General features: G+C 40.1%; 26 protein-coding genes and 1 tRNA gene. 13 read left to right on the forward strand and 14 right to left on the reverse strand.

Annotation, left to right across the window (positions count from 1 at the left end):
* Nucleotides 1-145: 145 nt before the first annotated feature.
* The 5 genes from BLQ57_RS08525 to BLQ57_RS08545 all read left to right on the forward strand — a co-directional run bounded on the left by BLQ57_RS08525 (nucleotide 146) and on the right by BLQ57_RS08545 (nucleotide 7,655).
* Entirely contained in the window at nucleotides 146-946 is an 801-nt protein-coding gene (locus BLQ57_RS08525) for an aminotransferase class IV (RefSeq protein ID WP_087940999.1), read from the forward strand.
* 126 nt (nucleotides 947-1,072) lie between these two features.
* A complete protein-coding gene (locus BLQ57_RS08530) occupies nucleotides 1,073-2,716 on the forward strand; it encodes a sodium/sugar symporter (RefSeq protein WP_087940998.1) in 1,644 nt (547 codons plus the stop codon).
* A 2-nt stretch (nucleotides 2,717-2,718) separates the two neighbouring features.
* On the forward strand, nucleotides 2,719-4,221 hold the full coding sequence (locus BLQ57_RS08535) for a xylulokinase (protein ID WP_087940997.1): 1,503 nt from the start codon (nucleotides 2,719-2,721) through the stop codon (nucleotides 4,219-4,221).
* A 37-nt stretch (nucleotides 4,222-4,258) separates the two neighbouring features.
* Nucleotides 4,259-5,572, forward strand: a complete 1,314-nt coding sequence (gene xylA / locus BLQ57_RS08540) for a xylose isomerase (protein WP_087940996.1) — start codon at nucleotides 4,259-4,261, stop codon at nucleotides 5,570-5,572.
* Nucleotides 5,573-5,750: 178 nt separating this feature from the next.
* On the forward strand, nucleotides 5,751-7,655 hold the full coding sequence (locus BLQ57_RS08545) for a sialate O-acetylesterase (protein ID WP_087940995.1): 1,905 nt from the start codon (nucleotides 5,751-5,753) through the stop codon (nucleotides 7,653-7,655).
* A 14-nt stretch (nucleotides 7,656-7,669) separates the two neighbouring features.
* Here BLQ57_RS08545 and BLQ57_RS08550 read toward each other — a convergent pair whose 3' ends face one another.
* A complete protein-coding gene (locus BLQ57_RS08550) occupies nucleotides 7,670-8,728 on the reverse strand; it encodes an alpha/beta hydrolase (protein WP_087940994.1) in 1,059 nt (352 codons plus the stop codon).
* 4 nt (nucleotides 8,729-8,732) lie between these two features.
* Nucleotides 8,733-9,320, reverse strand: a complete 588-nt coding sequence (locus BLQ57_RS08555) for a hypothetical protein (RefSeq protein ID WP_139162697.1) — start codon at nucleotides 9,318-9,320, stop codon at nucleotides 8,733-8,735.
* Between the two features lie 147 nt (nucleotides 9,321-9,467).
* Here BLQ57_RS08555 and BLQ57_RS08560 point away from each other — a divergent pair, with 147 nt between their 5' ends.
* Both BLQ57_RS08560 and BLQ57_RS08565 read left to right on the forward strand, forming a co-directional pair.
* A complete protein-coding gene (locus BLQ57_RS08560; protein WP_087940992.1) occupies nucleotides 9,468-10,034 on the forward strand; it encodes a hypothetical protein in 567 nt (188 codons plus the stop codon).
* Between the two features lie 18 nt (nucleotides 10,035-10,052).
* Nucleotides 10,053-10,553 carry a hypothetical protein gene (locus tag BLQ57_RS08565; RefSeq protein ID WP_087940991.1) on the forward strand — a complete coding sequence of 167 codons (501 nt, stop codon included), beginning with the start codon at nucleotides 10,053-10,055 and terminating at the stop codon, nucleotides 10,551-10,553.
* Nucleotides 10,554-10,555: 2 nt separating this feature from the next.
* Here the strand turns inward: BLQ57_RS08565 and BLQ57_RS08570 are convergent, their stop codons facing one another.
* The 3 genes from BLQ57_RS08570 to BLQ57_RS08580 are packed head-to-tail and all read right to left on the reverse strand — an operon-like array spanning nucleotide 10,556 to nucleotide 12,705.
* A complete protein-coding gene (locus tag BLQ57_RS08570) occupies nucleotides 10,556-10,888 on the reverse strand; it encodes an antibiotic biosynthesis monooxygenase family protein (protein ID WP_240507865.1) in 333 nt (110 codons plus the stop codon).
* On the reverse strand, nucleotides 10,881-11,468 hold the full coding sequence (locus BLQ57_RS08575) for a DJ-1/PfpI family protein (RefSeq protein ID WP_087940990.1): 588 nt from the start codon (nucleotides 11,466-11,468) through the stop codon (nucleotides 10,881-10,883). The genes BLQ57_RS08570 and BLQ57_RS08575 overlap by 8 nt, the downstream gene beginning before the upstream one ends.
* 19 nt (nucleotides 11,469-11,487) lie before the next feature.
* Nucleotides 11,488-12,705 carry a serine hydrolase domain-containing protein gene (locus BLQ57_RS08580; RefSeq protein ID WP_087940989.1) on the reverse strand — a complete coding sequence of 406 codons (1,218 nt, stop codon included), beginning with the start codon at nucleotides 12,703-12,705 and terminating at the stop codon, nucleotides 11,488-11,490.
* Nucleotides 12,706-12,918: 213 nt separating this feature from the next.
* Between BLQ57_RS08580 and BLQ57_RS08585 the strand changes: the two genes are divergently transcribed.
* Nucleotides 12,919-14,166: an NAD(P)/FAD-dependent oxidoreductase gene (locus BLQ57_RS08585; RefSeq protein WP_087941010.1), complete on the forward strand. Its 1,248-nt coding sequence runs from the start codon at nucleotides 12,919-12,921 to the stop codon at nucleotides 14,164-14,166.
* A 53-nt stretch (nucleotides 14,167-14,219) separates the two neighbouring features.
* Nucleotides 14,220-14,561, forward strand: coding sequence for a zinc ribbon domain-containing protein YjdM (locus BLQ57_RS08590; protein WP_087940988.1), 342 nt, complete (start codon nucleotides 14,220-14,222; stop codon nucleotides 14,559-14,561).
* Between the two features lie 53 nt (nucleotides 14,562-14,614).
* Here the strand turns inward: BLQ57_RS08590 and BLQ57_RS08595 are convergent, their stop codons facing one another.
* Entirely contained in the window at nucleotides 14,615-15,643 is a 1,029-nt protein-coding gene (locus BLQ57_RS08595) for a sugar phosphate isomerase/epimerase family protein (protein ID WP_087940987.1), read from the reverse strand.
* 136 nt (nucleotides 15,644-15,779) lie between these two features.
* Here BLQ57_RS08595 and arfB point away from each other — a divergent pair, with 136 nt between their 5' ends.
* Nucleotides 15,780-16,205: an alternative ribosome rescue aminoacyl-tRNA hydrolase ArfB gene (gene arfB, locus BLQ57_RS08600; protein WP_175444656.1), complete on the forward strand. Its 426-nt coding sequence runs from the start codon at nucleotides 15,780-15,782 to the stop codon at nucleotides 16,203-16,205.
* A gap of 14 nt (nucleotides 16,206-16,219) precedes the next feature.
* Here the strand turns inward: arfB and BLQ57_RS08605 are convergent, their stop codons facing one another.
* The gene (locus tag BLQ57_RS08605; protein WP_087940985.1) at nucleotides 16,220-16,801 is read right to left on the reverse strand and encodes a DUF4136 domain-containing protein; all 582 of its coding nucleotides are present in this window, start codon (nucleotides 16,799-16,801) and stop codon (nucleotides 16,220-16,222) included.
* A gap of 275 nt (nucleotides 16,802-17,076) precedes the next feature.
* Here BLQ57_RS08605 and BLQ57_RS08610 point away from each other — a divergent pair, with 275 nt between their 5' ends.
* Entirely contained in the window at nucleotides 17,077-17,661 is a 585-nt protein-coding gene (locus tag BLQ57_RS08610) for a uracil-DNA glycosylase family protein (RefSeq protein ID WP_240507864.1), read from the forward strand.
* On the opposite strand, the gene BLQ57_RS08615 is transcribed toward BLQ57_RS08610, so the two are convergent.
* The 5 genes from BLQ57_RS08615 to BLQ57_RS08635 form a co-directional block, all read right to left on the reverse strand.
* Nucleotides 17,647-18,528 carry a cation diffusion facilitator family transporter gene (locus tag BLQ57_RS08615; RefSeq protein ID WP_087940984.1) on the reverse strand — a complete coding sequence of 294 codons (882 nt, stop codon included), beginning with the start codon at nucleotides 18,526-18,528 and terminating at the stop codon, nucleotides 17,647-17,649. The two genes, BLQ57_RS08610 and BLQ57_RS08615, sit on opposite strands and share 15 nt — an antisense overlap.
* A gap of 87 nt (nucleotides 18,529-18,615) precedes the next feature.
* A complete protein-coding gene (locus BLQ57_RS08620) occupies nucleotides 18,616-19,536 on the reverse strand; it encodes an EamA family transporter (RefSeq protein ID WP_087940983.1) in 921 nt (306 codons plus the stop codon).
* A gap of 156 nt (nucleotides 19,537-19,692) precedes the next feature.
* The gene (locus BLQ57_RS21460; RefSeq protein WP_244887414.1) at nucleotides 19,693-19,899 is read right to left on the reverse strand and encodes a GIY-YIG nuclease family protein; all 207 of its coding nucleotides are present in this window, start codon (nucleotides 19,897-19,899) and stop codon (nucleotides 19,693-19,695) included.
* A 108-nt stretch (nucleotides 19,900-20,007) separates the two neighbouring features.
* Nucleotides 20,008-20,310 (reverse strand): GIY-YIG nuclease family protein, encoded by a 303-nt coding sequence (locus tag BLQ57_RS08630; protein WP_087939451.1) that lies wholly within the window; start codon nucleotides 20,308-20,310, stop codon nucleotides 20,008-20,010.
* 43 nt (nucleotides 20,311-20,353) lie between these two features.
* Nucleotides 20,354-20,427, reverse strand: a tRNA-Ile gene (locus BLQ57_RS08635).
* Nucleotides 20,428-20,777: 350 nt separating this feature from the next.
* On the opposite strand from BLQ57_RS08635, the gene BLQ57_RS08640 reads away from it, so the two are divergent.
* Nucleotides 20,778-21,407, forward strand: a complete 630-nt coding sequence (locus tag BLQ57_RS08640) for an HAD family hydrolase (RefSeq protein ID WP_087939452.1) — start codon at nucleotides 20,778-20,780, stop codon at nucleotides 21,405-21,407.
* A complete protein-coding gene (locus BLQ57_RS08645) occupies nucleotides 21,400-22,509 on the forward strand; it encodes a site-2 protease family protein (RefSeq protein WP_087939453.1) in 1,110 nt (369 codons plus the stop codon). Before BLQ57_RS08640 ends, BLQ57_RS08645 begins: the two co-directional genes overlap by 8 nt.
* A 46-nt stretch (nucleotides 22,510-22,555) precedes the next feature.
* On the opposite strand, the gene BLQ57_RS08650 is transcribed toward BLQ57_RS08645, so the two are convergent.
* Both BLQ57_RS08650 and BLQ57_RS08655 read right to left on the reverse strand, forming a co-directional pair.
* Complete coding sequence (locus BLQ57_RS08650) at nucleotides 22,556-22,852, reverse strand: rhodanese-like domain-containing protein (RefSeq protein WP_087939454.1); 297 nt, start codon at nucleotides 22,850-22,852, stop codon at nucleotides 22,556-22,558.
* A gap of 2 nt (nucleotides 22,853-22,854) precedes the next feature.
* Nucleotides 22,855-24,663 (reverse strand): T9SS type A sorting domain-containing protein, encoded by a 1,809-nt coding sequence (locus BLQ57_RS08655; protein ID WP_087939455.1) that lies wholly within the window; start codon nucleotides 24,661-24,663, stop codon nucleotides 22,855-22,857.
* Nucleotides 24,664-24,669 lie beyond the last annotated feature (6 nt).

The following is a 24,669-nucleotide window of genomic DNA, read 5'->3' on the forward strand; positions in this document are numbered from 1 at the left end:
TAATGCTAAGGTAAAGTCTATTCTTATTTCTTTGGTCAATTTGTTGAATTATGCGCAATTTGAGCTTCTTTTTGATTTATTTCAAGAAATTTTAACAGTTTAGTATCTAAACATAATTCGATATTGTACGAATACGAACGTATTTATGAACGAATTTGAAACAGTATTTTATTCCGAAGGAAATTCGGGTCTTTGGCAGCAGAACCCCTGCCTAGGATTTCCTAACAGAGCTTTGAGTTTTGGAGATGGACTATTCGAAACTATGGTCTGGGAAGAAGGGACTATTCGATACTTTGACCTTCATGTGGAAAGATTGGTCAATGGAATGAAGCTGTTGGGTTTAGATATTAGTCAAATTGATCCAAATTCAGTCTTGGAACTAGTCAAAGGTGAAAAGCCAAGACGAATAAAGTGGATCGTATATCGGACTGGTGGAGGTAAATACTCGCCCGAAACTTCAGGAATTAATCAGCTTATTGAAGTCTCTGCATTTCAAGCGAGTGGCAAAGTTGTGAGTGAGGCAGTTTTTAGCAAAAAGGTGTTTTTGACAAAAACGATGTTTTCCCATTGTAAAACCTTAAATGCACTTCCCTATATTCTTGCGGCAAAAGAGCGGATAGAGCGCCAAGTAGATGAAATTATTTTGCTGGATTCTTTTGGCAATATTGCGGAAGGTGGTTCTTCCTCTATATTTTGGAGGAAGGGGGAAAAGGTATTTACACCTTCTTTAGCAACCGGCTGTATAGCAGGAATCAGCCGAAAGGTAATTATCCAAAAATTGGTAGATCAAGGGGTAGAAGTGACGGAGGGATTATTTAAAAAGTCTGATCTGCTGACAGCTGATCAAGTATGGATATCTAATGTCACCGGTATAAGGTATATCCAATCTGTTGAAGGACAGGATTTTCATTCTGAGCCCATGTCTAATCTCCAAAACTTATTTTGATTTTTTCAGCAAAAATGTTGAGAGGTTATAGCTCGTTCCTGCTAAAATCTTATATTTATTGCCTTATATTTTATCTATTAGTCTTGTAACAAAAACGTTTGCCCAAAAACTAACCTATTAATCCATATGCTCTTAGAACCCTTAGATTTAGTAGTATTTGTAGGATACTGTTTGCTAATTATTGGAATGGGGCTTTTTGTCTCTAGAGAGAAAAAAGGTCACGTGAAAAATTCCTCCGATTATTTTCTCGCCTCCAAAGCACTACCTTGGTGGGCAGTAGGAGCGTCATTGATTGCTTCTAATATCTCTGCAGAGCAATTTATTGGAATGTCCGGATCAGGTTTTGCACTCGGTTTGGCAATTTCTACTTACGAGTGGATGGCAGCAGCTACATTGTTGGTAGTGGCTATATTCTTCCTGCCCATATATATTAAAAAGGGTATTTATACCATGCCAGGATTTCTCTTGGATCGCTATGATACGCGAGTGAGGACAACTATGGCGATTTTCTGGCTTCTGCTCTATGTCTTTGTCAACTTGACTTCAGTACTTTATCTTGGAGCACTAAGTTTAAATACCATCTTAAATGTGCCGATGGTGTACGGAATCATAGGTCTTGCCCTTTTTGCGATGATCTATTCGATTTACGGTGGTCTCAAAGCAGTAGCATGGACTGATGTAGTGCAGGTGGTCTTTTTGATCGCTGGTGGATTGGCTACTACTTACATAGCGCTTCAGATGGTAGGCGGAGGAGATGCCTGGGAAGGATTGGGCTTATTAAGAAGAGAGGTGCCTGGACATTTTTCTATGATCCTATCCAAAGGTGAAATGATGATTCCTGACGGTAAGGGTGGTACTTACGATGCCTATCAAGATCTACCTGGAATATCGGTTCTAGTTGGAGGAATGTGGATTACCAATCTGAGTTATTGGGGTTTCAATCAGTATATTACACAGCGGGCCTTGGCGGCAAAAAGTTTGGATGAAGCCCAAAAAGGGATGATTTTCGCCGGATTTTTGAAACTATTGATGCCATTGATCGTGGTCATTCCAGGGATTGCAGCTTGGGTGATTGTAAAAAATGGGATCGATGTTGACTTTATCGAATCGATGAAGGATCCTATATCGGGTTTGACCAAGTCGGATAGAGCTTATCCCACCTTATTACAATTGCTACCTGTAGGACTTAAAGGTTTAGCTTTTGCAGCCTTGACTGCGGCGATTGTATCCTCTCTCGCGTCCATGGCTAATAGTACTTCTACGATTTTCACCATGGATATTTATAAGAAATACTTTGGTCAAAATGCAACTGAAAGTAAGCAGGTAAAAGTAGGTCGTATCACAGCAGCGGTATCTTTTATTATAGCAGCACTAGTAGCTCCTGCTTTGGGACAGTTGGATCAGGCATTTCAGTTCATTCAAGAATATACGGGCTTTATCAGTCCCGGAGTCTTTGCTATTTTCTTTTTTGGTGTATTCTGGAAGAAAACCACATCAAATGCCGCGTTAGTAGGAGCAGGACTTAGTATTCCGCTTTCTATTATATTGAAAGTTGTTTTTCCTGCACTTCCTTTTATAGACCGAATGGGTGTGGTCTTCTTAGTCTTGGCTACCTTGATGATTATCATCTCTCTAATAGAGGGTAAAGGAAAAGATCATCCCAACAGCATTACCATTGACAAGGAGTTGTTTAAAACTAGTACTGCCTTTAAAATCGGAGCATTTATCATATCGGGGATTATTGCAGCACTTTACATTGTATTTTGGTAATCATGAGAAAGCTTTTATTAGGAATAGATATTGGGAGTTCAAGTGTCAAAGCTTCTCTACTAAGTGCAGATACGGGGAAGGCTTTGGTGTCCAAAGCTTTTCCCTCTGAGGAAATGCCTATTGATGCTCCTTCTGATGGATTTGCAGAACAGGATCCTGAAATGTGGTGGAAATATGTGCAGCAATCCACACAATACGTACTCGATCAAGCCTCAGTCAAAAAAGGCGAATTGAAAGGTATAGGAATCGCTTATCAAATGCACGGCTTGGTCGTAGTGGATAAAAATCAAAATGTCTTACGCTCCTCTATAATATGGTGTGATAGTAGAGCAGTAGGCATAGGAGATCAAGCTTTCAAGAAATTAGGGGAGGATTATTGTCTAAATAATCTATTGAACTCTCCCGGAAATTTTACGGCTTCCAAACTTCGTTGGGTGCTAGAAAATGAGCCGGAGGTAGCTTCCAAAATCCATAAAATCATGCTTCCTGGTGATTTTATTGCCATGAAACTCACAGGAGAGATCAAAACCTCCGAAACAGGACTTTCTGAGGGGGTTTTTTGGGATTTTAAAGAAAATGGCCTAAGCAAAAAGGTACTGGATCATTATCAAATTGATCCGGACTGGATTCCTGAAGTAGTTCCCTCGTACTCTCTACAGGGAAATGTGATTGCTTCAGCTTCAAAACTTACAGGAATAGAAAAGGGAATCCCTGTGTCCTACCGGGCAGGAGATCAGCCTAATAATGCCTTTTCACTTCAGGTGCTTAAACCAGGTGAATTAGCCACTACGGCGGGTACCTCCGGAACGGTTTATGGCGTTTGTGACACGCCTCTTTATGATCCATTATCTCGAGTGAATACATTTGTCCATGTCAATCACACCAAAGAAAAACCTTCCTATGGAGTTTTACTCTGTGTAAATGGGACGGGTATTCTAAACAGTTGGATCAAGCGCCTGATGGGAGGGAGTCATATCTCGTATGATGAGATGAATAACTTGGCTTCGCCTGCCGGAATCGGTGCAGAAGGCTTGGTATTTATCCCCTTTGGGAATGGAACAGAGCGGATCATGCAAAATCAACCTGTGGGAGCTCACCTTCTAGGACTGGATTTGTTAAAGCATAGTAGAAACCATATGATTAGAGCTGCTCAAGAAGGTATTGTGTCGGCTTTAACTTTTGGCTTCAGAATCATGCAGGATATGGGTATGACATTGAATACAGTGAAAGCCGGGAAAGCCAATATGTTTTTGAGTCCTATCTTTAGAAAGACGTTTATCCACATGAACCGTGTCAACTTGGAGCTTTACGATACAGATGGAGCGCAGGGGGCCGCTAGAGGAGCTGGAATCGGAGCTGGAGTCTTTACTAATGAATCAGAGGCTTTTGAAGGTCTTGAACTATTGGAAACTTTTGAGCCCAATGAAAATTTCTTTGAGCCATATGAAGAAGTTTACCTCCGCTGGAAAAATCATCTGGAGCAAATCCAGAAAATGAAGCTATAATTAATCCTTAAACCTTTTAAACCTAAATAAACCTAATATGTCGAAGACTTATTTTAAAGGGATCGATAAGATTCCATTCGAGGGAAAAGAAAGTGATAATCCACTTGCCTTTCGATACTACGATGAAAATCGAGTGATTGGAGGAAAAACCATGAAAGAGCATTTTAAGTTTGCTATCGCTTATTGGCACTCGTTCTGCGGTACGGGAGGAGATCCCTTTGGTCCAGGCACCATCAATCATCCATGGGATGCTAATCCTGATCCAGTACAAAGAGCAAAAGATAAAATGGATGCAGCTTTCGAATTCATTACGAAAATCGGAGCACCTTACTATTGCTTCCACGACATAGACTTAGTGGATGAAGGCTCCAACCTTTCGGAATATGAAAGAAGAATGGAAATCATCTCCGACTATGCCTTAGAAAAGCAAAAAGAGACAGGCGTAAAACTGCTGTGGGGCACTGCAAATGTCTTCAGCAATCCACGCTACATGAATGGAGCCTCTACCAATCCAAATTTTGATGTGTTGGCTTTTGCAGGCACGCAAGTGAAAAACGCAATAGATGCTACTATTAAATTGAGTGGAGAGAACTACGTATTCTGGGGAGGAAGAGAAGGGTACATGTCTCTTCTCAATACGGATATGAAAAGAGAAACCGAGCACCTCGCTCGTTTCCTTACAATGGCCAGAGATTATGCACGTAAGAACGGATTCAAAGGCACCTTCTTTATCGAACCCAAACCGATGGAGCCTACCAAGCATCAGTACGATTACGATTCGGCCACTGTGATTGGCTTCCTCAGACATTTTGGACTGGATCAGGATTTTAAATTAAATATCGAAGTAAATCACGCTACCCTAGCTGGTCATACCTTTCAGCATGAGCTACAGGTCGCTGCAGATGCCGGTATGCTTGGGAGTATTGACGCCAACCGAGGAGATTACCAGAATGGTTGGGATACAGACCAATTCGCTCTGAACTTACAGGAATTGACTGAATCTATGCTTGTCATGTTGACTTCGGGTGGACTACAAGGTGGAGGTGTTAATTTTGATGCTAAAATCCGTAGAAACTCCACCGACATGGATGACTTATTTTTGGCGCATATCGGCAGTATGGATGCTTTTGCCAGAAGTATGTTGATTGCTCAAGATATTTTAGACAAGTCTGATTACTTGGAGAGAAGAAAACTACGCTATTCAAGCTACGATTCTGGCAATGGAAAGGCCTTTGAAGAAGGTAAACTGACTTTGGAAGATCTTAGAAATCATGCCATGGAAGTTGGAGAACCTCTTCAAATCAGTGGTAAGCAAGAGTACTACGAAAATCTTTTGAATCGATTTATTTAATCTTTTCGAAATGAAAGTAAGCTATCCGGTTCAGTTTTGGACCGGATATTTTTTTTCATGAAGTCAAAGCTTTGGCATTTTATTAGTGACTTGAGGTAAGTATTGCCAAAGGATTATTTTAACTTGTAGAAAGCTTAAATTCTGAAAAAATCCAATCACCCGCACTTAGTCTTAGACCATGAAGAATGCCCTCTTTTTATTGATTTTGACCTTAATTGTTTCTTGTCAATCTAACAAATTTGAATCCGATGTGGAATTGCCAAGATTGCTTTCCGATGGGGTGGTATTACAAAGGGATCAGGCGGTGAAGGTTTGGGGTAGGGGAGTTCCAGGTAAAAACGTGAGGGTCGGTGTGGCTGGTACCGTAGCTAGTTCACAGGTTGATGCAGATAGCACTTGGAAAGTGACCATTCCGGCTACTCCTGCGGGTGGTCCGTTTCTTCTTACAGTCAACCAAGAGACTGTAAAAGATGTCTATTTTGGAGATGTATGGGTAGCTGGCGGGCAGTCCAATATGGAGTGGCCCATGAAATCAGGAGTACTAGGTGCGGAAGTAGAGATAGATAGTGCTGATTTTCCTCAAATACGCTTTTTCAAAGTTGACAAGAGTTATTCTGTATTACCAAAGCAAGATGTTTCTGGCGGTAAATGGACGCTTGCTGACAGTACTCATTTGGGGGGTTTCTCGGCTATAGCTTGGTACTTTGCCAAACAAAATCATCTGGAGAAAAATGTCCCCATTGGCATCATAGAGTCCAATTGGGGTGGTACACCTGCAGAAGGCTGGACACCTGCATCCCTACTAGCTGGAATGGAAAACATGAGTTTTACAGAGGAGGCAAAGGATATAATAGAGAAGCCTGAGAAATGGGAAAGAGAAAATCTCGCCAATAAAAAACGAAGTGAGATGCGGGATTTGCTGGTCAACCGTCCCGATTCAGCCACCGCTTCTGAGGTTTCTTCGGTGAGCTACAATGATTCTCAATGGAGAAAAATCCAATTGCCTCAGAATAATCCTTTAGCACATATCGCGTGGCTAAGGAAAAACTTTACGCTTAATCAGAAAACAGGATTGTCTCTTTTTCTTCCTGATGTAAATGATATGGCCTATTTCTATATCAATGGAGTCCAAATTCACCATAAAGACTGGGGACAGAGTATGCCTGAACTCAGTATACCTGAAGAAGTATTGTTTCAAGGCAAAAATACACTCACAGTTCGATTAGTAAAGACTTGGAATAATCAACCAGTTTTGGGCTCAGCGGGTAAAATGTACCTTGCTCAAAACGGCAATAAAATCAATCTTGAGGGGACTTGGTCCTATTCCAATGATTTGATAGAGCCTCAGCTTCCAAAGGTGGAGAATTTGAACTGGAAGCCCGGTATGATGTATAATGCAATGATTCATCCGCTTACACATTTTGGAATCCGTGGTGTGATTTGGTATCAGGGAGAAAGTAATGCAGGAAGACATGGGGAATACAAAGGATTGTTTACGACATTAATACAAAGCTGGAGACAAGCTTGGAGTTTCGGAGATTTCCCTTTTCTTTTTGTACAACTGGCAAATTTTATGGAGCGCCAAGAACTTCAGCCAACTAGTGATTGGGCGGCACTGAGAGAAGCACAAAGAGAGGCTTTAGTGTTGCCTAAAACCGGTATGGCAGTTGCCATAGATATTGGGGAAGCAGAAGATATTCATCCTCGCAATAAGCAAGATGTAGCAGATAGATTGTGGAGAATTGCAAAAAAAATATCCTTTGGAGATAGCGTCATTAGTCAGGGACCCCTATTGGAGTCTGTAGAAAAATTAGGTGCAGAGCTGCGATTGGTTTACACTTCTGTAGGTGGGGGATTGAGCTTGAGCTCAGGAGATGAAGTCTTGGGCTATGCGCTCCAAAACCAAAATGGTGCTTGGAAATCTTTTCCGGGTAAAATTACAGGAGTAAATGAAATCAGAATAGCCATGGAATCGGGTTTTGATCCGGTCGAACTTCGCTATGCTTGGGCTGATAATCCCGCGGTTAATTTATATAACTCCGAGAACTTGCCCGCTGTACCTTTAAGGTTTCAGATCAGGTGAATTGATAAGAGATTTTATTTAGTCAACTCATTGGCTTTAATCATATCCTCGATCATATCTTCAAACTCAGGCCTTGGAGGAATTTTGACGACATTTTCTAAGAAATCAATGGTTTCAAACAAGACTCCCTCCCAATCGTCTGAAGTAATGGAACTTGCAATCACATGGTCGCCGGATTTAGGAAATGCTTTCTCTCTCTTGAGTGCCTCAGGCGTATTTACCTGCTGATACATTTCAAGCATTCTGGGGACGGATACTACAAAATCCTGCTCCTGTGCACTTTTATAATAATACCCTAAAAATAGGGGTTGATTGATCTTTTTGAAGGTATCCTCATTCATCATGCTGTATAGCAAAACGGCCAAGCTTTCGTATCCATTGATATGGTAATCTTCAGACCAAAAAGCAGCCTTTTCACCTTCCCGATTCTGATGAATTACCTTATTTTCCATAGCGCTGACTTCCATCAAAAACTTTTGCCAAGGTTTGAAAAAGCCTCCGAGCCGTTCTCCGTTTTCTCGGATTGCAGGTGAATACAGCGCAATGGCTTTGATTTCGGGCTGTTGGCTAGCTAGCAATAATGTTAACGCACCACCCATTGAAGTACCCACAACGATCACTTCATCTCCGAGACTTTTTCCGATTTGAAAAGCTTCTCCAGCAGCATCAGCTAGCTTTTGAGCAGATAGGTATTCCATTCCATTTTCTCTTCTGATCCCATGCTCCGGAAGTCGAGTTACGAATAAATTGGCACCAAAATGATTGGCCAAAAATCGATGGACCGGATCACCCTCCATAGGACTTGCTCCAAAGCCGTGAATATAAACAATGGAATAGGGTGTTTTTCGCTTATTGGAAGAGTCTGCCCATACGATATAGGCTTCGTTACCCGGCTTGAGACCAACTACAGAATCTTCCCGGCTGTGGATGTAATTTTCCAATTCTTGGATACGGGTAGGTATCTCTGGAAAATTTATACTTAATTCTTGTTTTTCGACCTTTGGTCCCAAAACGTACACAATGGCGAAAACCATTGCAAGAGCAAAAATTCCAAGGAAGAGTTTACGAAGCATATTTTCAACTGGTTTGAAGTAGGGGACTTTGAGTTTCTTTCACCAAAGCAGTTCCATCTTTTAGAAATACGAAAGTACGGGTTTTTAATTGTGAAAAATTAGTCGGTCTTAGTTTTAGATCCAATCCAATCACAGGTTCTATCTGACTGAAATCACGAAATTTTGCAAGAGTTTCTTTAGAAGTAGTCTCTAGTAAATAAGAAATATCTGTGCCCGCAGGAAGTCCCTCGAATGGCGCTGTCAAGACCACCGAAATATTTGAAATATTTCTTAGGTTTAATTGGGGAATGCAGGATAGAGCCATACTCTCCCAAGGGAATGAGAAGTTATTTCTGTAAAGATTACTCAATCTTTCTGGAGTGAATTCCAAAACTACCTGGAACTCTTCGAAGTCAACAGTGTCTGAAGAAGATGAATATTGATTATTGAGGTAGGGAGTGTAAAACACCTCGAAATCAATGAGATTAGCATTGACTGGATCAGGACAGCGGGCGTAAAGATCGGGGAGTTGCTCTTGTACACAAGCAAGTGTCACCATCAATAGTAGATAGCTACCAATTACAAAAAACGTGAACTGAATTTTTTTAACCATACCTGCCATATCAACTCTGATAAAATTAAGGATTCTCTGAATTGATTAATAAAATTTTAACCTAGATCGGAGAAATTTAACATTTGCGAATGAACAGAAGTATCAAAATGCTTCCTACTTTCGTATTGTATTGAAATAGCTACCTTAATGAAAAAGACTTTACTCCCGTTTTTGTTTTTATTTATTGGTTTTCAAGTTTTTGGCCAAGAAAAATTACCCTCTCAATCTGTTTTTCTCGAAGTAGGAGGTGCTGGCCTGCCTTATAGTTTTAATTACGATTTTCGTTTTGACCCCTCAAATATGAATTCATGGGGAATGAGAGTTGGTGCAGGTGGTTATACGGTTTCTGGAGGGGATTCTTTTTTCTCTTTACCGATAATGGCAAACAAGCTTTATGGAAAAGGGCCACATTACTTCGAGTTTGGAGCGGGGATGACTTTTTTCACATTCAGTAGAGATGCTTACACTTACTGCGAATCTGGTTATTTTGATAATAATTCGGGCCAATATATTTGCTCTTCCTATGCTCAAGATAATTTCAATTTTATCTTGGATGTGGATGGTTCTCCTAGCGTGATGGGTGTTTTGAATTTTGGCTATAGAAAAATCCCTGTGGATGGGGGCTTCACTTGGAAAGTCAATGTAAATCCGATTTTCAATAATAATGGTTTCTGGCCTTTATTCGCGGGTGTTGGATTTGGATATGCATTTTAAACTAAAGTAATTCAATTGATGAAACAGCTTTTATTGTGTTTTATTCTATCTCTATTCATATTTAATCTCGAGAGTAAAGCTCAAGAACAAGATCGAGAGCAGGGCAAAGCTTTTTATGTGGAGTTATTGGGAAATGGTATTTCCTACTCTATGAATTATGATCAACGATTCCAAAAACGGCTAGATGGTTTAGGTTTTCGTGCAGGGGCTTCTTTTTTATCTATCGGAGGGTCTTCGGTTGGAACAGTTCCGATTGGTTTAAATTATCTTTTAGGCAAAAACGGACAATATTTTGAAATGGGATTAGGCAGCACTTTTCTATTTGGAGGTGCCAGTACCGATTTTGCTGTTGGTGACGGAGAAGCTTTGAGTACTTATTTGGTAGGAACTATGAATTTTGGATACAGAAGTGAACCTACAGATGGAGGCTTTTTGTTTCGCGCCAATTTAACTCCTGTTTTTGGAGGGTTTGGATTTTACCCTTTTTATGGAGGGGTTAGTTTTGGATATGCGTTTTAAGTTTAGATTTTTTCAAAACCATAATCCTTTTCCACTAAGCAAATTCTTGTTTTGAAGGACTGATACCATTTGCTTTTTCCTCTTTCTTGTGCAATCTGATGTGCTGTTTGTACTTTCCATTTTTGGATAGCTTCTAAGCTTTCCCAATAGCTAACCGTGATACCCATCCCTTCTCGGGCGCTTTCATGGCCTAGATAACCCTCTTGGGTCTTGGCCAGTTTTACCATGAGCTCGGCAGTCTCTTCGTATCCCTCATCGATGCTGGTGCGAAGATTAGTGAAGATAACAGCATAGTAGGGAGGTTTTGGCGTATTAGCTATCATTTCTTTAGTCATTAAAGATTGGATACTCCATGTAATCCGCGACTGATTTCGCCAAATCATAACCCCACGTTTTACTAACCAGATTTAGCGATAGATCAATACCTGCCGATACTCCCGCCGCTGTAAATAGCTTTGAATTTGCCTCTACAAATCTCCTGTCAGGCTTAGGATTTCCATTTTTTACCAATTTTTCCAGATCAGCATAGACCGATCGATGGGTGCAGTATTGATTTCCATCTAATAGACCCAATTTGGCGGGGATTCTTGCTCCTGAGCAAACTGACATCGTCCATTTGGCCTGCTCAATAAGTTGATGGAGGACCTCCATGGAAGCTTGATTTTTTATGACTAGTTTACTCCCCTCTCCTCCAGGGATGACTAAGTAATCTATAGGAGGCAATTCAGAAAAAGCCATAGAAGGAATCACTTTCATTCTACCAATCGTGGTAATTGGTAATATTTTTTCGGAAAAAGTAAAAACCCTTAATTTTTCACTCTTGAGTAAGTCTGAAGCAGTTGTAAATACCTCAAAAGGTCCAACAAAGTCGAGCGGCTCTACTTGATCAAAAAGGTAAATTCCAAGATTTTTCATGCTATATAATGCTGTTTTGTTATTTGGGTAAGCTTTCTAAGATAAGTTCTATGAGTTTGGCTTTTTCGCTGTTGGGAATCCATCGTGCTACGATGACCAAATCATTTTTCTGATCTACATAAATCATATTTGTACCTGCACCTATATGAAGAAAAGCTGATTTAGGACCTTTAGGAACTTGTTTTTGATCTTCATTGAGAAAATAATTCATAAATCCATACCCAGGGTTGGCAGGGGTAGGGGTTTTTGATTTGAGCAGCCATTCTTCAGAAATCAGTTGTTGTCCTTTCCAATTACCATCTCGCAGTGTCAAATAACCAAATCTGGCCTGATCCCATGCGGAGAGCATCATACCACCACCCCAGTGAGAACCTCCTGAGACAGACTGTACGATTTCTCCGTCCAAGATGATGAAGGAATTTTCGTAACCTGTCCATCTCCAAGTGTCAGAGGCGCCTATGGGATCCATTATGTGCTCCTTGAGTACTTTAGGAAGTGGTTTTCTCCATACATTTAATAGCGCCAGTGCCAATACATTTACCCGTGTATCATTGTATTCGTAGACTGACCCAGGCTCATTTTGTGGGCGGGCTCTTTTCTGTGCAACACCTTCAGCAGGACGATCACCCCAGTCGGGCTTGCCCCACAGCGTTCCTTCCCAGTCTGATGTTTGACGAAGGAGATGATCCCATGTGATTTTGCGATTATGATCTGTATCAAACAGTTCAAACACATCATCTTCCATCACATGATCCGATTTGTTCATTAGTGTTTTATATGGCTCGTAGGGGTAAATAGGAGCCATGTAGGGGTATACTAGATCCTTCTCAGATTGGATTAGGCCTTTTTCCACCGCTAGTCCTGCTGTGGTAGATAGGAAGCTTTTTGCTACTGAGAAAGTCAAATCTACTCTATCCGGCTGTCCCCATTGACCTACCAAGTATCCTTTGTAAATAATCAAACCTGTGGCAGGACCTCTTGTTTTCATAGGTCCTACAGGATAGCCAAAAGGCTCTCTGCCGAACGCAGACTCATAATGTGCAATTTTTAAGTTTGGGTTTTGATTACTTTCATTGGCTATAGCGAATTCAATAGCTTCTTTGATTTTTTCAGGATTTAAGCTTAATTCTTCCGGAGATTTTGTTTCCCAATTTCCCTTATCAGGAAAGTAGCTTTGAGATCTGCCAACGCTTACAAGAAGAAGGGACAGTAGGAGGGTGCTTATTGTCTTTATCATATGATTGATTTCAAAAACCTAATTTGACACTAGTTTAAAGATTTTATCTTTGTTTTTGGAGTGAAATCGGATTTGATTTTGATAGTCGGGGAATGTATCTTTTTTTTCTGGGTAAAACCCTTTTGAATTTACCTAGTTGAAAAGATGACTACGGCAATCAATATTCGCAAATTGATTACATGTTTTTTTGATACACAACCCAGTAAAATAATTATGGAAAAGGAAAAAGTTTACATTGTAGGTGCAGGAGTCTCAGGTTTGGTAGCGGCCTTGGAGCTTGAAAAAGCTGGTTTTTCTCCCATCATTCTTGAAGGTTCCGATACTATCGGGGGCCGAATGAAAACAGATGAAGTTGATGGATTTTTATTGGATCATGGTTTTCAGGTGCTCAATACGGCTTACCCTGAGGCTAAAAAATACTTGGATTTTCAGGGGCTTAAACTCAAAACCTTTGATCCTGGAGCGGTAATTTTTGATGAGAAGGATTCTTATTTGATTTCGGATCCCATGCGCAATCCACTGAAGGTAGTTGGGATGGCTTTTTCCAAGGTTGGAAATTTTTTAGACAAGGTGAAAATGTTTAGTTTAACCCAGGAACTAAAAAAACAAAGTAATGAAGAGATTTTCAGCAAGCCGGCTGTCCCCACACTTCAATATTTAAAAGACTACGGTTTTTCGCCAACCATTATTGAAAATTTTTTCAAGCCCTTTTTCAGAGGGATTTTTCTTGAGAAACATTTGAATACAAGTAGTCGAATGTTTGAGTTTGTGTTTAAAATGTTTGCACTTGGCCATGCTGCAGTGCCTGAGAAGGGAATGGGTGAAATTCCTAAAATGCTACGAAAGCAACTTAGCAGCACGCAAATCTATTTTGAAACCCGAGTAAAAGAAATTCAAGGTAACGCTATTCATCTAGAAAATGGAGAGGTGATAATTGCTGACAGAATCATCGTTGCCGTACAACCTGATCGGGTTATGAAACAGTTGCAAGGACAATTCGCACCGTCCAGAAAAGTGATAAATCTTTATTTTACGCTCCAAAAATCCTTCATGGCTAGGCCTATGATTGGGCTAGTGAAAGGAGACCATCTGGTTAATAACTTGGTTTTTATGGATGATGTCTCACCGGCCTATTCCAAGGGTGATCGCTCACTTTTATCAGTCACAGTTTTAGAGTCTGATCTTGAAGAAAAGGATTTGGTGAAAGAAGTACAGCTTGAGTTGGCTGGAATTTCAGGAGTAAAGGCCGAGTATTTTAAGTATTTGAAAGGGTATTGGATTGACTATGCCTTGCCTAATCTAGATGATCTTAGGTATTCAATGCCTTTGACAGAATGTAAAATCACAGATCAAGTTTATTTGGCAGGAGATTATTTACTCAATGGCTCCATTAATGCAGCAATGACTTCGGGAAGAACGGCTGCTGAGGCGATTGTTCATTCCTACATGAGGACTCATTAAGAGTGAATTGACTTTTTGCGGCTTTTCTAAAGTAAAATCACGATCTTTAGCCAATGAAAACAGCCCCCCTTTGCCCTTCATGTCAATCTCCCTATGCCTACGAAGTAGGAGATAAATTTATCTGTCCTGAATGCGCATTTGAATGGCATCCAACCGATGCTTTGGATACTGTTGAGGAATCAAATGAAGTCAAGGATGCAAATGGTAATCTACTACATGATGGGGATTCGGTGGTAATTATCAAAGATCTTCCAGTAAAAGGAGCCCCTAAACCTATTAAGGCAGGTACGAAAGTAAAAAATATACGCCTTGTAGATGGAGACCACAATATAGACTGTAAAATAGATGGATTTGGCTCGATGGGTTTAAAGTCTGAATTTGTAAAGAAGGCATAAAAAAAAAGCAGAGAGTCTAGCTCGCTGCTTTCATATGTTGAGTTTAATACTGTCTAGGCTAAACTTTTTCGGCAAAACTCCAGACATTTTTGAACTTCCTGAATAGGGTTAGAATTTTCGGGTACTTCATACTCCAGTTCTATCGTAGCTGGGAATTTATACCTGTTTTTTTGCATCAATTTGAGTACTTCTCCAATGGGAGTGTCTCCGCTACCCCAGACTACATTTCCTTTACCATTTGCAGGGGTTTGGCGGTCTTTAGTGTGCATACTAAGGATCCGATCATGCTGTTTTTCAATGAGAGCAATCAGATCAGTATGTCCAGCGGCAATATAATGCCCCATATCTAAATTCAAGGTATTTCTTTTACTTTGAAGCAGTGCTGTATCCCAAAAGTCAAAGGTTTGCTGTTCATGCCCATGATAGGCTACATTCATTTTATTTTTCTCACCTAGCTGTCCGAGTCTCATGGTATGGGCATCATCGGATGGATGTTCTAGCGTTACATGAGAAGCTCCTAGGGCTTTTGCGGCTCTCATGCCATAGCTTATTTCTGCATCGGAATTGTTTTGACCAAAAGCAGCTGGCTTAAACGCATAGATTTCCACACCTGCCTGTTGGTACATTTTTCGAAGCTCTTCGAAGGGCTTCATGCTGGCCTTGGATCTCCATTCGGCTACTATTTTGGAGTAGGCATCAGCTTCTTTCTGAAGTTCTGCCAACTCTTTGGAATCTTCTTCACTCAGGGATTCTCCTCTACGGACTTTGCCACCTAGCTGCCACATTCGCATTCGATTGATAGGGGAAGCGGGCATTCCTGCAAAGCTTTCTGCAGGATCTCCCATGAGCTCGATGGCGGATATTCCGCATTCTTTGACGTACTTTAGGGTAGCCTCCGCACTTTGATCTGGGAGACTTCTAAAGGAATACGTGATACATCCAATTTGAACACCATTGATGAGTGAGTTGGGCTTTTTAAGGCTTTTGATCAGGTTAGGAGCACCTTGTAGCCATGCAGGGGCGAGTGCCAATCCTGCAGCACCAAGAGTGGATTTGAGTAGAAACTCTCTTCTGTTTTTCATTCTAAAATAGGTTTTAGGTCTATTGTTTCAAGAAAACAAAATAGGCAATTCTTAGGAAGAATATTAAATAATTTATCAAAATGGCTAAAATTGCTGTTGTTAGGTAGGATGAGGTACGATAGAACCAAAGTTTAAAATGATGAGTAAACTAGAGGATAAGATACGATCCGGAGAATTTTACAAAGAGCTTAAATTTCAAACCGCTCGTAGTGGAGGAGCAGGGGGGCAGCATGTCAATAAAGTAGAGACGAAGGTTCAGCTGTTTTTTGACATTTCAAACTCACAGTTATTGGATGATCTGGAAAAACAAAGACTCATGGAAAAGCTCCAAAATAGGATTGATCAAGAGGGAGTCTTAAGCATTCAAAGTCAAGAGAAGCGGTCCCAAAATCAAAATAAGGAAATCGCTGTGAAGAAATTTTACGACCTAATGCGAAGTGCTTTTCGAAGAAAAAAAGTGAGAAAGGCAACCAAACCTAGTAAGTCAGCTATAGAAAAAAGACTGAAAGAAAAGAAAGCCCGATCGGAAAAGAAATCAAATCGGGGCTGGTCTATGGACTAAATTTTTATTGGAAACTACTCCATGAATCGATTGACTACTTTAAATTCATTCATAACTCGATAGGCAGCTCTAGTGATTTCGGATTGAAAACTAGGAGAATCAAAATCGAAATTGGCAGCAGTATACCCTTGCCAAATTGTACTTCCTCTTTTGGAGTCGATTACATAAATCACAAGCATCCCATTGTTTTCCTTGTATTTGACCTGATTATAAGTTTCATCTTTTTCTCGCTCTTTGTCATCTTCATTGGCTTGAATGACCTCTACGCCTCTACGCTTAAGCCAATAATCAAATTCTGGCTGAACATACCCTCTGTATCGAATAGAGTCGGTAAAAATCTTATAACTGACCAGCATATCAGGTTTTTCGGTCTTCTCTCTAAATCCCTGAGAGCCGAGTCTCGCACCTATAGTCGCATTGAGTACAGGTCTTAGTGCGGCATTAGCTTCTTCTGCAGACTCTACAAATGCAAAAGTTTTGTATCGCTTAAAGGAGCCTTGGTAATTGTAGTCGTATTCTGCGATGTAGTCTTTCTGCGTGAAACAAGAAGTAGCTACAATTAGAAATATGAAAAATGTCAATTTGGAATTTTTCATAGGTTGATGGTTTAGGTGGTTAAATGGATATTCTCACTTGATTTAAACATGAAGAGGTATATATTGTTTTTCAAAGCGTTGATTAACAGGTTTTTCTCCTTTAATTTAAAAAGAAATACGAAGAACCTTTTCAATTTGGATGTATAAAATCATTATTCTTTTGCTCGATCTCTATTTCTAGCGAGTCTAGCAGGTGATTTTAATTCTTCTAGGAATGGCTGGAATTTGCTTTGAGCTTGAATCTTTAGAAATTAGAACAAAATCAATTGCCTATTGTGGAAGAAGACCAATCCTTGATTTCAGCAGTTAAAAATTGTAGAATTTGTGAACCATATCTGCCACTTGGACCTCGTCCAGTAATAGCTGTTGCGGCTGAAAGCAAAATTTTGATTATAGGGCAGGCACCAGGAACTCGCGTACATCAAACTGGCATACCTTGGAATGACCCAAGTGGAGATGAGTTGCGTCGATGGCTTCAAGTGGATAGAGATCAATTTTATAATCCTTCTATTTTCGGAATAATGCCTATGGGATTTTGCTATCCGGGGAAAGGGGGGAGTGGAGATTTGCCTCCTAGACCTGAATGTGCTGTTCATTGGCATTCAAAATTGATGGCTATAATGTCAAAAGTGGAATTGACTCTGCTTATAGGCGCTTATGCACAGTCGTATTATTTGGGGAAAATGAAGAAGAAAAATTTGACAGAAACGGTTAGGTCCTTTGATCAATATTTACCTGATTTTTTCCCATTGGTTCACCCATCACCAAGAAATAGAATCTGGATGAAAAGAAACCCATGGTTTGAAGATCTTGTACTGCCAGCACTTAGAGACAGGATAAAAATGTTAATCCGTAAATAAATCCATGCTACAAGTGTCCTCGGGAAGCTCCCATTCGATGGTAAAGTGGTAAAAGGACTGGGTTGGGAGTACTTTTTGAATTGATTTTTTTGCTTGGATAAAGTCCTGAAAATTAGTAATGTCCTTGAGACAGATATGTGCAGTAAAAACGTTTTTTTCTCCATCCATAGACCAAATATGAAGATGGTGAATGGTTTTTACTTTTGGATGCTCTAGAATTTGTTTTTCGATTTTATCAATCGAAATACCCGAGGGAGTCCCTTGAAGAAAAATCAAGGAAGTCTCTTTCAAGTTTCTGAATACGTTCCACAATATAAATAAACTGATCAGGATCGAAAGTGTGGGATCTAACCACAAGATTTCATAAAAGTAAAGCACTATTCCACCGATCAAGACAGCCACCCAGCCAAATACATCTTCCAAAAGGTGCCAACTAATCACTTTTTCATTTTGGCTTTTGCCATGACTTACTTTCCAAGCCGCAAATCCATTGACCACTACTCCGAGCAAGGCAAATAATATCATCCCTGTTGCATCGCTTTGCTCCGGATTTTTAAGTCGCTCAAAAGCTTCTGAAAGAACAAAAAAGGATCCCAGGATTAATATGATGGCATTTATCAATGCGCCTAGGAGGGAAAAGCGGCCATAGCCGAAGGTGTAAATTCTATTAGCTTTTTGATGAGCTTTATGATCTAAATACCAGGCTAAACCTAAAGAGGCACTATCTCCCAAATCATGGACAGCATCTGATAAAATTGCCACAGAGTTGACCCAGATACCTCCGATAAACTCCACGATCGTGAATCCTAAATTCAAAAAAAAGGCAAGCTTTAGGTTTCCACTTGTATGATGATGATGTCCTGACATTTATTTGATAGTTGACAGTCACAAACACTGAAAATTCTAAGCATAGAAAGGTAATAAATCAGAAGGGCTTTTGAAGTGAAAACTCTGTTAAATGGAAAGTTTTTTCCTTTTGGTAGCCAGTGTTAAAATTGCAACAGTGCCTAAAATCATAAAAGTACTAACCCAGTCCAGAAAAGTGAGGCTAACACCTAACCAGATAACGGCCATAAATGCTGCCGATAGCGGCTCAACGCTACAAATCAGCGAAGCTGTCTGAGCACCAATGAGAGGAAGAGAAGACATGAAAAATAAAAATGAAAGAATACTCCCAAAAAAGACAATGAATAAGAAAGCTGCAAAGGATTCCAAGTCCCAAATACCCATAATAACCCAAGGCTTAGCATAAAAGGAAAAGAAAATGCCTCCAATTAGCATGGCCCAACCCGTGACTCTTATAGGACTAAAACGAACCAAAAGGTCTACGGGAAAGATGGAGTAAAAGGCAAATGTTATCGCTGATAGAATACCCCAAATCAATGCTTCAGGAGAAATCACTAAGGAATCTACGGTACCATGGGTGACCAATAAAAATGTACCGCTAAGAGCTAAGGCAAGGGATAAAAACTCGATAGCGATTGGCCATTTTCTATTTTTAATGGCAAAATACGCCACGATAAACAGTGGTCCCAAATATTGGATTACTGTAGCTGTAGCTGCATTTGATAGCTGAATAGAATAAAAGTAGGTAAACTGAACTGCCAGCATCCCGACTGTAGCAAATATGAGGATGGATATTATATCTTTTTTATTCTTCCAAATTTCAAAAACCTTTACTCCATGTCCTTTGAAATCAACTAGGAGCAAAATAACTCCAGCTAGAAGCAATCTCCAAGTGACTAACCATGCGGGCTCTAACTGTTTTTTCTCGAATAGAAATTGAGCGCAATTGCCTGCCACACCCCAAAAAATAGCCGCAAAAAGTGCCAGAATCAGACCTTTTTTTTGAGCGGCTTTTGGAGAATTTTCCATATCGTATTTTGAAATCGCAAAGAAAGAAAAAAGTGCTTAAAAATTAGAATGAGTCAAAAAAATAAGTTTTGATGAAATTTTGGCCACCAAAGCATTCAACTCAAAAGGGTTGTCTTTTAGTTTTCGGATATAGGCAGCACTTTTCATTTTTTTGATTTAGAGCTCCATTCTCCTGGCGTGTGCATAATCATCAGCTTCGATAGCGAGAAATAATTCCCAATCGGAAGCTTTGGCGGTATATCGGTGATTTCCGTATTGTTGGAGATTGTGTTTTTGGATCCTGGAATCGATACTTTCTTGAGTGATTCCAGTGTAAAATTTACCCAATGAGGGACTGAAAAGGATATAGCAATAACAACACATAGGCGAAGAAAAAAAAGAGGCTGGCTTAAAAACCAGCCTCTAGTGGGCCCAGCTGGGCACTTCCGATTCATCGGAACAGCGACCTCCTGCCCCGACGAGTCGGGGGAGTCAGAAGCCTCTACTTTTTTTGGCCACCAAAGCATTCAACTCAAAAGGGTTGTCTTTTAATTTTCGGATATAGGCAGCACTTTTCATTTTTTTGATGTAGAGCTCCATTCTCCTAGCGTGTGCATAATCATCAGCTTCGATAGCGAGAAATAATTCCCAATCGGAAGCTTTGGCGGTATATCGGTGATTTCCGTATTGTTGGAGATTGTGTTTTTGGATTCTGGAATCGATACTTTCTTGAGTGATTCCAGTGTAAAATTTACCCAATGAGGGACTGAAAAGGATATAGCAATAACAACACATAGGCGAAGAAAAAAAAGAGGCTGGCTTAAAAACCAGCCTCTAGTGGGCCCAGCTGGGCTCGAACCAGCGACCTCCTGATTATGAGTCAGAAGCTCTAACCAACTGAGCTATAGGCCCATTATACTATCAAATTACCTGCGACCTCCTGTCCCGATGAATCGGGAGAGTCAGAAGGGCAAACCAACTAGTCCCGATCGGTATCGGGATTCCATTACCTTATCAATTTTCAGCGTTCTTGAATCGCGAAGAACTGAAAAGATCAGAATGCCAAGTCTATTGATTTCAATTGGTCTTGAATTCCCATTAACTTCATTAATGGGTAACTTTCATTCCCGTTGGAGTGAAAGCCTTTTCTTCCGCTGAAAAGAGTGATTTTAAATTTCTTTTCGTTTGCTATTTTGCCCAAATCTTGGTTTTGGGATTGCAATGTTACATATTTGAAGGGATATTCACAACCATAGTTTTCAATGAAAAAAACACTTGATGCAGATTTTTTAATTTTTGATTTGGGAAATGTCATCATCGACATAGACTATCAAAAGTCCATTCAATTGATTAAGAATGAATTGGAAGAAAAATACCATCCTCTGGTAGATGATTTGTACAAGACAAATTTTCATTATGATTATGAAAGAGGTTTAATTGATTCAATGACCTTTAGAGATGCAGTAAGGGATTATTTCGAGCAGGCTTGGTCAGATGAAAAAATAGATACACTTTGGAACAATCTCCTCGGTACTATTCCTTCGGAAAGATTGGAGTTGATTAAAAAACTGAGAAGTAATTACCAAATTGGAGCCCTTAGTAACACGAATTTGATTCATATTCATGAAGTCAATTCAATATTGTTAAGAGATCACGGGCTGAAAAACTTTGACCCGGTTTTCGACTGGGTTTTTTTCAGTCATGAAATGGGGCTAGCCAAGCCTCAACCGGAGATCTATGAAAAAATGTTGACTGATCTAGGCACTTCAGCTGAGCGAGTCGTTTTCTTTGATGATTTAGCGGCCAATGTAGAAGGTGCCAAAGCACTAGGTATCCAAGCAGTACATGTGACGGGGCCGAAGGTGATTTTTGATTTCTTTGGAGATGTATAAACCCAAAGAGTATCTAATTCACGGTCTACTGTTTGTTCTTACGCTCGTAACCACCACTTTGGCTGGTGGGGAGTGGGTGTATGGGAAATCTGTACTAGCAGATGGTGAAGACTTTCTCTCATGGAAGATATTTATGAAATCCACAGCGTTTTCCTTTTCTTTTATCGGGATTTTGTTGATTCATGAGTTGGGGCACTTTTTTACATCTATTTATCATAAGGTTAAATGCTCTCTTCCCTTCTTTATTCCTGCATGGTTAGGTTTTATAGGAGCCCCCTCAATTGGGACTTTCGGCGCTATCATTCGAATGAAGGGCTTTATAAATTCAAGAAAAAAGTTTTTTGATATTGGTGTAGCAGGACCTTTAGCAGGTTTTGTGATAGCCATATTCGTTTTATCCTATGGTTTTTTGACTTTGCCTCCTGCGGAATATATTTATGAAATTCATCCTGAGTACGCGGATCCTAACTTTGAGGGTTACGATGAAGAGGTTCTTGATTTCAGACTTGGTGATAACTTATTATTTGGCCTAATGGGCAGCCTTCTTGCCGATCCTGAGAGACTACCTGAAATGTCAGAGGTCATTCATTATCCCTATCTCTTTGCAGGTTATTTAGCTTTGTTTTTCACGGCTCTCAATCTTCTGCCCATTGGTCAACTCGATGGAGGTCATGTTATTTTTGGTCTTTTTCCTAGAAGACATGCCCATATTTCTTTGGTAGCTTACACATTATTCATAGGTTATGCAGGGCTGGGTATGATTAGTCCTTACATGCCTTTTGAGGATTTGATTTTTTGGATCCCGTTCTACTTGGCATTTTTGTTTTTCTGTTTCCAAAGGACAGGACTTGAGTTACAAACTCGATTAACCATTATTTTCACTTTAGCAGCAGTACAATACGCCATTTCTTATTTTCAGCCTCAATTAGAAGGGTATCAAGGATGGTTGTTTTTTGGCTTTCTGTTGGGGAGATTGATGGGGGTGAGGCATCCTGAGGTTAGCGGCTTCAAACCATTGGATAGAAAAAGAAAAATAATCGGCTGGCTGGCTTTGTTGATTTTCATTTTGTGCTTTTCCCCGCAGCCATTTATATTTGAGTAGAAGCAAAAAAAGCGGGCCATCAACCCGCTTAGCTTTTAGTTTATTATTAAAGGTCTCTAAAAGCGATAATTCCGCCCAAGACATTTCTGACTTTTGAAAAACCCTTTGATTCTAAGAATTTCTTGGCGTTTCCGCTTCTTGCACCACTTCGGCAGTGAATGATGATTTCATCCTCCTTATGATTTTCTAACTCGTCTAGTTGACTGGGAAGATCGGCTAGGGGGATATTTTTTGCTCCGAGATTATCATCGTCATATTCCCATTCTTCTCGCACATCTAGAAATACGAATTTATCTTTTTTGTCCAGTCTCTCTTTGAGTTCACTTACAGTAATATCTTCCATGATTATTTAACTAGTATTCTTTTTGTTTTCAAGCCTGAGGGTGTCATCACATGTAAGACGTACACCCCAGATTTTTGTCCAGTAAAATTAATAATTTCTCCTTTGGTAGTCACCTCTTTTGCAGGCAAAATTTCTCTTCCAAAGGAGTCAAATAGTTGGCTGTAAAGAATGTCAGCCTCTACCGTCAGTATAGTAGACACAGGGTTAGGGTAAATTCGCAACTCGCTATCAGGCAACTCAGCGTCTCCAAATGGAGAGGTTAAACTAAGGTGTGGTCGAATCATCAAAGCTCCTCTAACCTCTTCATTTTGAGCCCATGCTCCACGCACATTGTAGAAGATTTCCTCTCCTTGATCGTTGTTTTTATCTAATCCTACGTGGATAAATTCATTAGTAAACTGAGCAAATCCAATATAAAATTCCTCGGTTACTTGAATGGTGGTGTCTATAGGGAAATAAGCCAAACTTCCATTTTCAGATCTTGGTACCAAAACTTCCTCGCGATACACCGCTGGCTCATCCAAATCCTGATAAATCAAAATATCAATAGGTTGGTCGGCCTGACTGGGATCGGTGAAATTTATGGAAATGCCCTGAATGTAGAGGGATTGTGGTATTTCGTATCTAACTACCAATTCTCCCGATCGTTGATTGATTCCAGCTGCATAATCAGGGTTTCCTGTATCATAGGCCAAGTAATCTCGTAATGGAAATGTGCTTCTGACAGTGTCGTTTGCTCTAAGATCAATATTGGAATAGAAAGTAGTATCTCTTTCTAGTATGGTAAAAAATTCCCGGTCACCTGTGGTAAGATAGGTTTCTAATATCAGTTCAGTTTCAGATTCAAACTTTTCAAAAGAAGAAAGATCGTTGCTTATGAAAGCGCGTCTTTCTGAAGCATTGGGCACAGGGTTAAATGGCGTATTTTGGTTGATGGGAATTGTATTTTCGGCGTCGCCCACGAATACCGAGTATTCCATAGCCCGAAATCTGTTCTCTAAGTTGAAAAACTCATTAGATATTGGGCTGAAATTTTCAGCGGAAAATGAATCTAACAAGAAATAAGGTATCGCCCCATAGTTTCCAATTAGAAACTGATTAGGCTGGGTCAAGGCTCGGTCAGAGATGGAAGGAGGCGCTCCTATAGGAGTGGGGGTAAGCAGGATATAATTTACTATCCATGCATCAAATGGCCCGGACAGCCTTGCTTCATTATAGAAGCGAAATTTAAAGTTTTCGTGAAAATACTCAGCTTCTACAGAAATTGTCTCTCGAGTAAAGTTTTCTGAGTCTCTTTCTATTCCTCCATTTACTGACCAGACGGTAGTCCAAAGACTATCAGCATCCAAAAATTGAAGCACTAGCCGGTCATTTTCATCGGGTAATTCTGCTTTGCCTCCAGCTTGCCAGAAAAACGTCAAAGTAAGTGTATTGACATCCAATGGTGTCAAATCAAATTCCTGTGAAGTCAAAAGATCTGCAAACCCCTGGTCTCTGACCTCTCTGGAGTAGGGTCTGCCTGATGCGTCTACACCATCAAAAACAAGAGCCCCGAAGGAGGGTAAATTATTTCCAATGGTTTCTGAATAAATCACTCCATCGAAATCCCAAGCTAGGGTGTCTAGGCCTTGACTAAAATCATCCCAAAATGGGATAAGAGCTGTATTCGAAATTCTTGAGTGTTGATTTGCAAGAGCGGCTTTGAATTTCTGCTGAGGAATTGCCTTGAACTCCACAAACTGGCCAAAAGCAACCTCAGATCCACAAAGGAGACCAATAAATAAAAGAGGTATGTAAAGGGTCTTTCTCAAGTTGTA

This window comes from Algoriphagus faecimaris (assembly GCF_900101705.1).
GTDB classification, from domain to species: Bacteria; Bacteroidota; Bacteroidia; order Cytophagales; family Cyclobacteriaceae; genus Algoriphagus; species Algoriphagus faecimaris.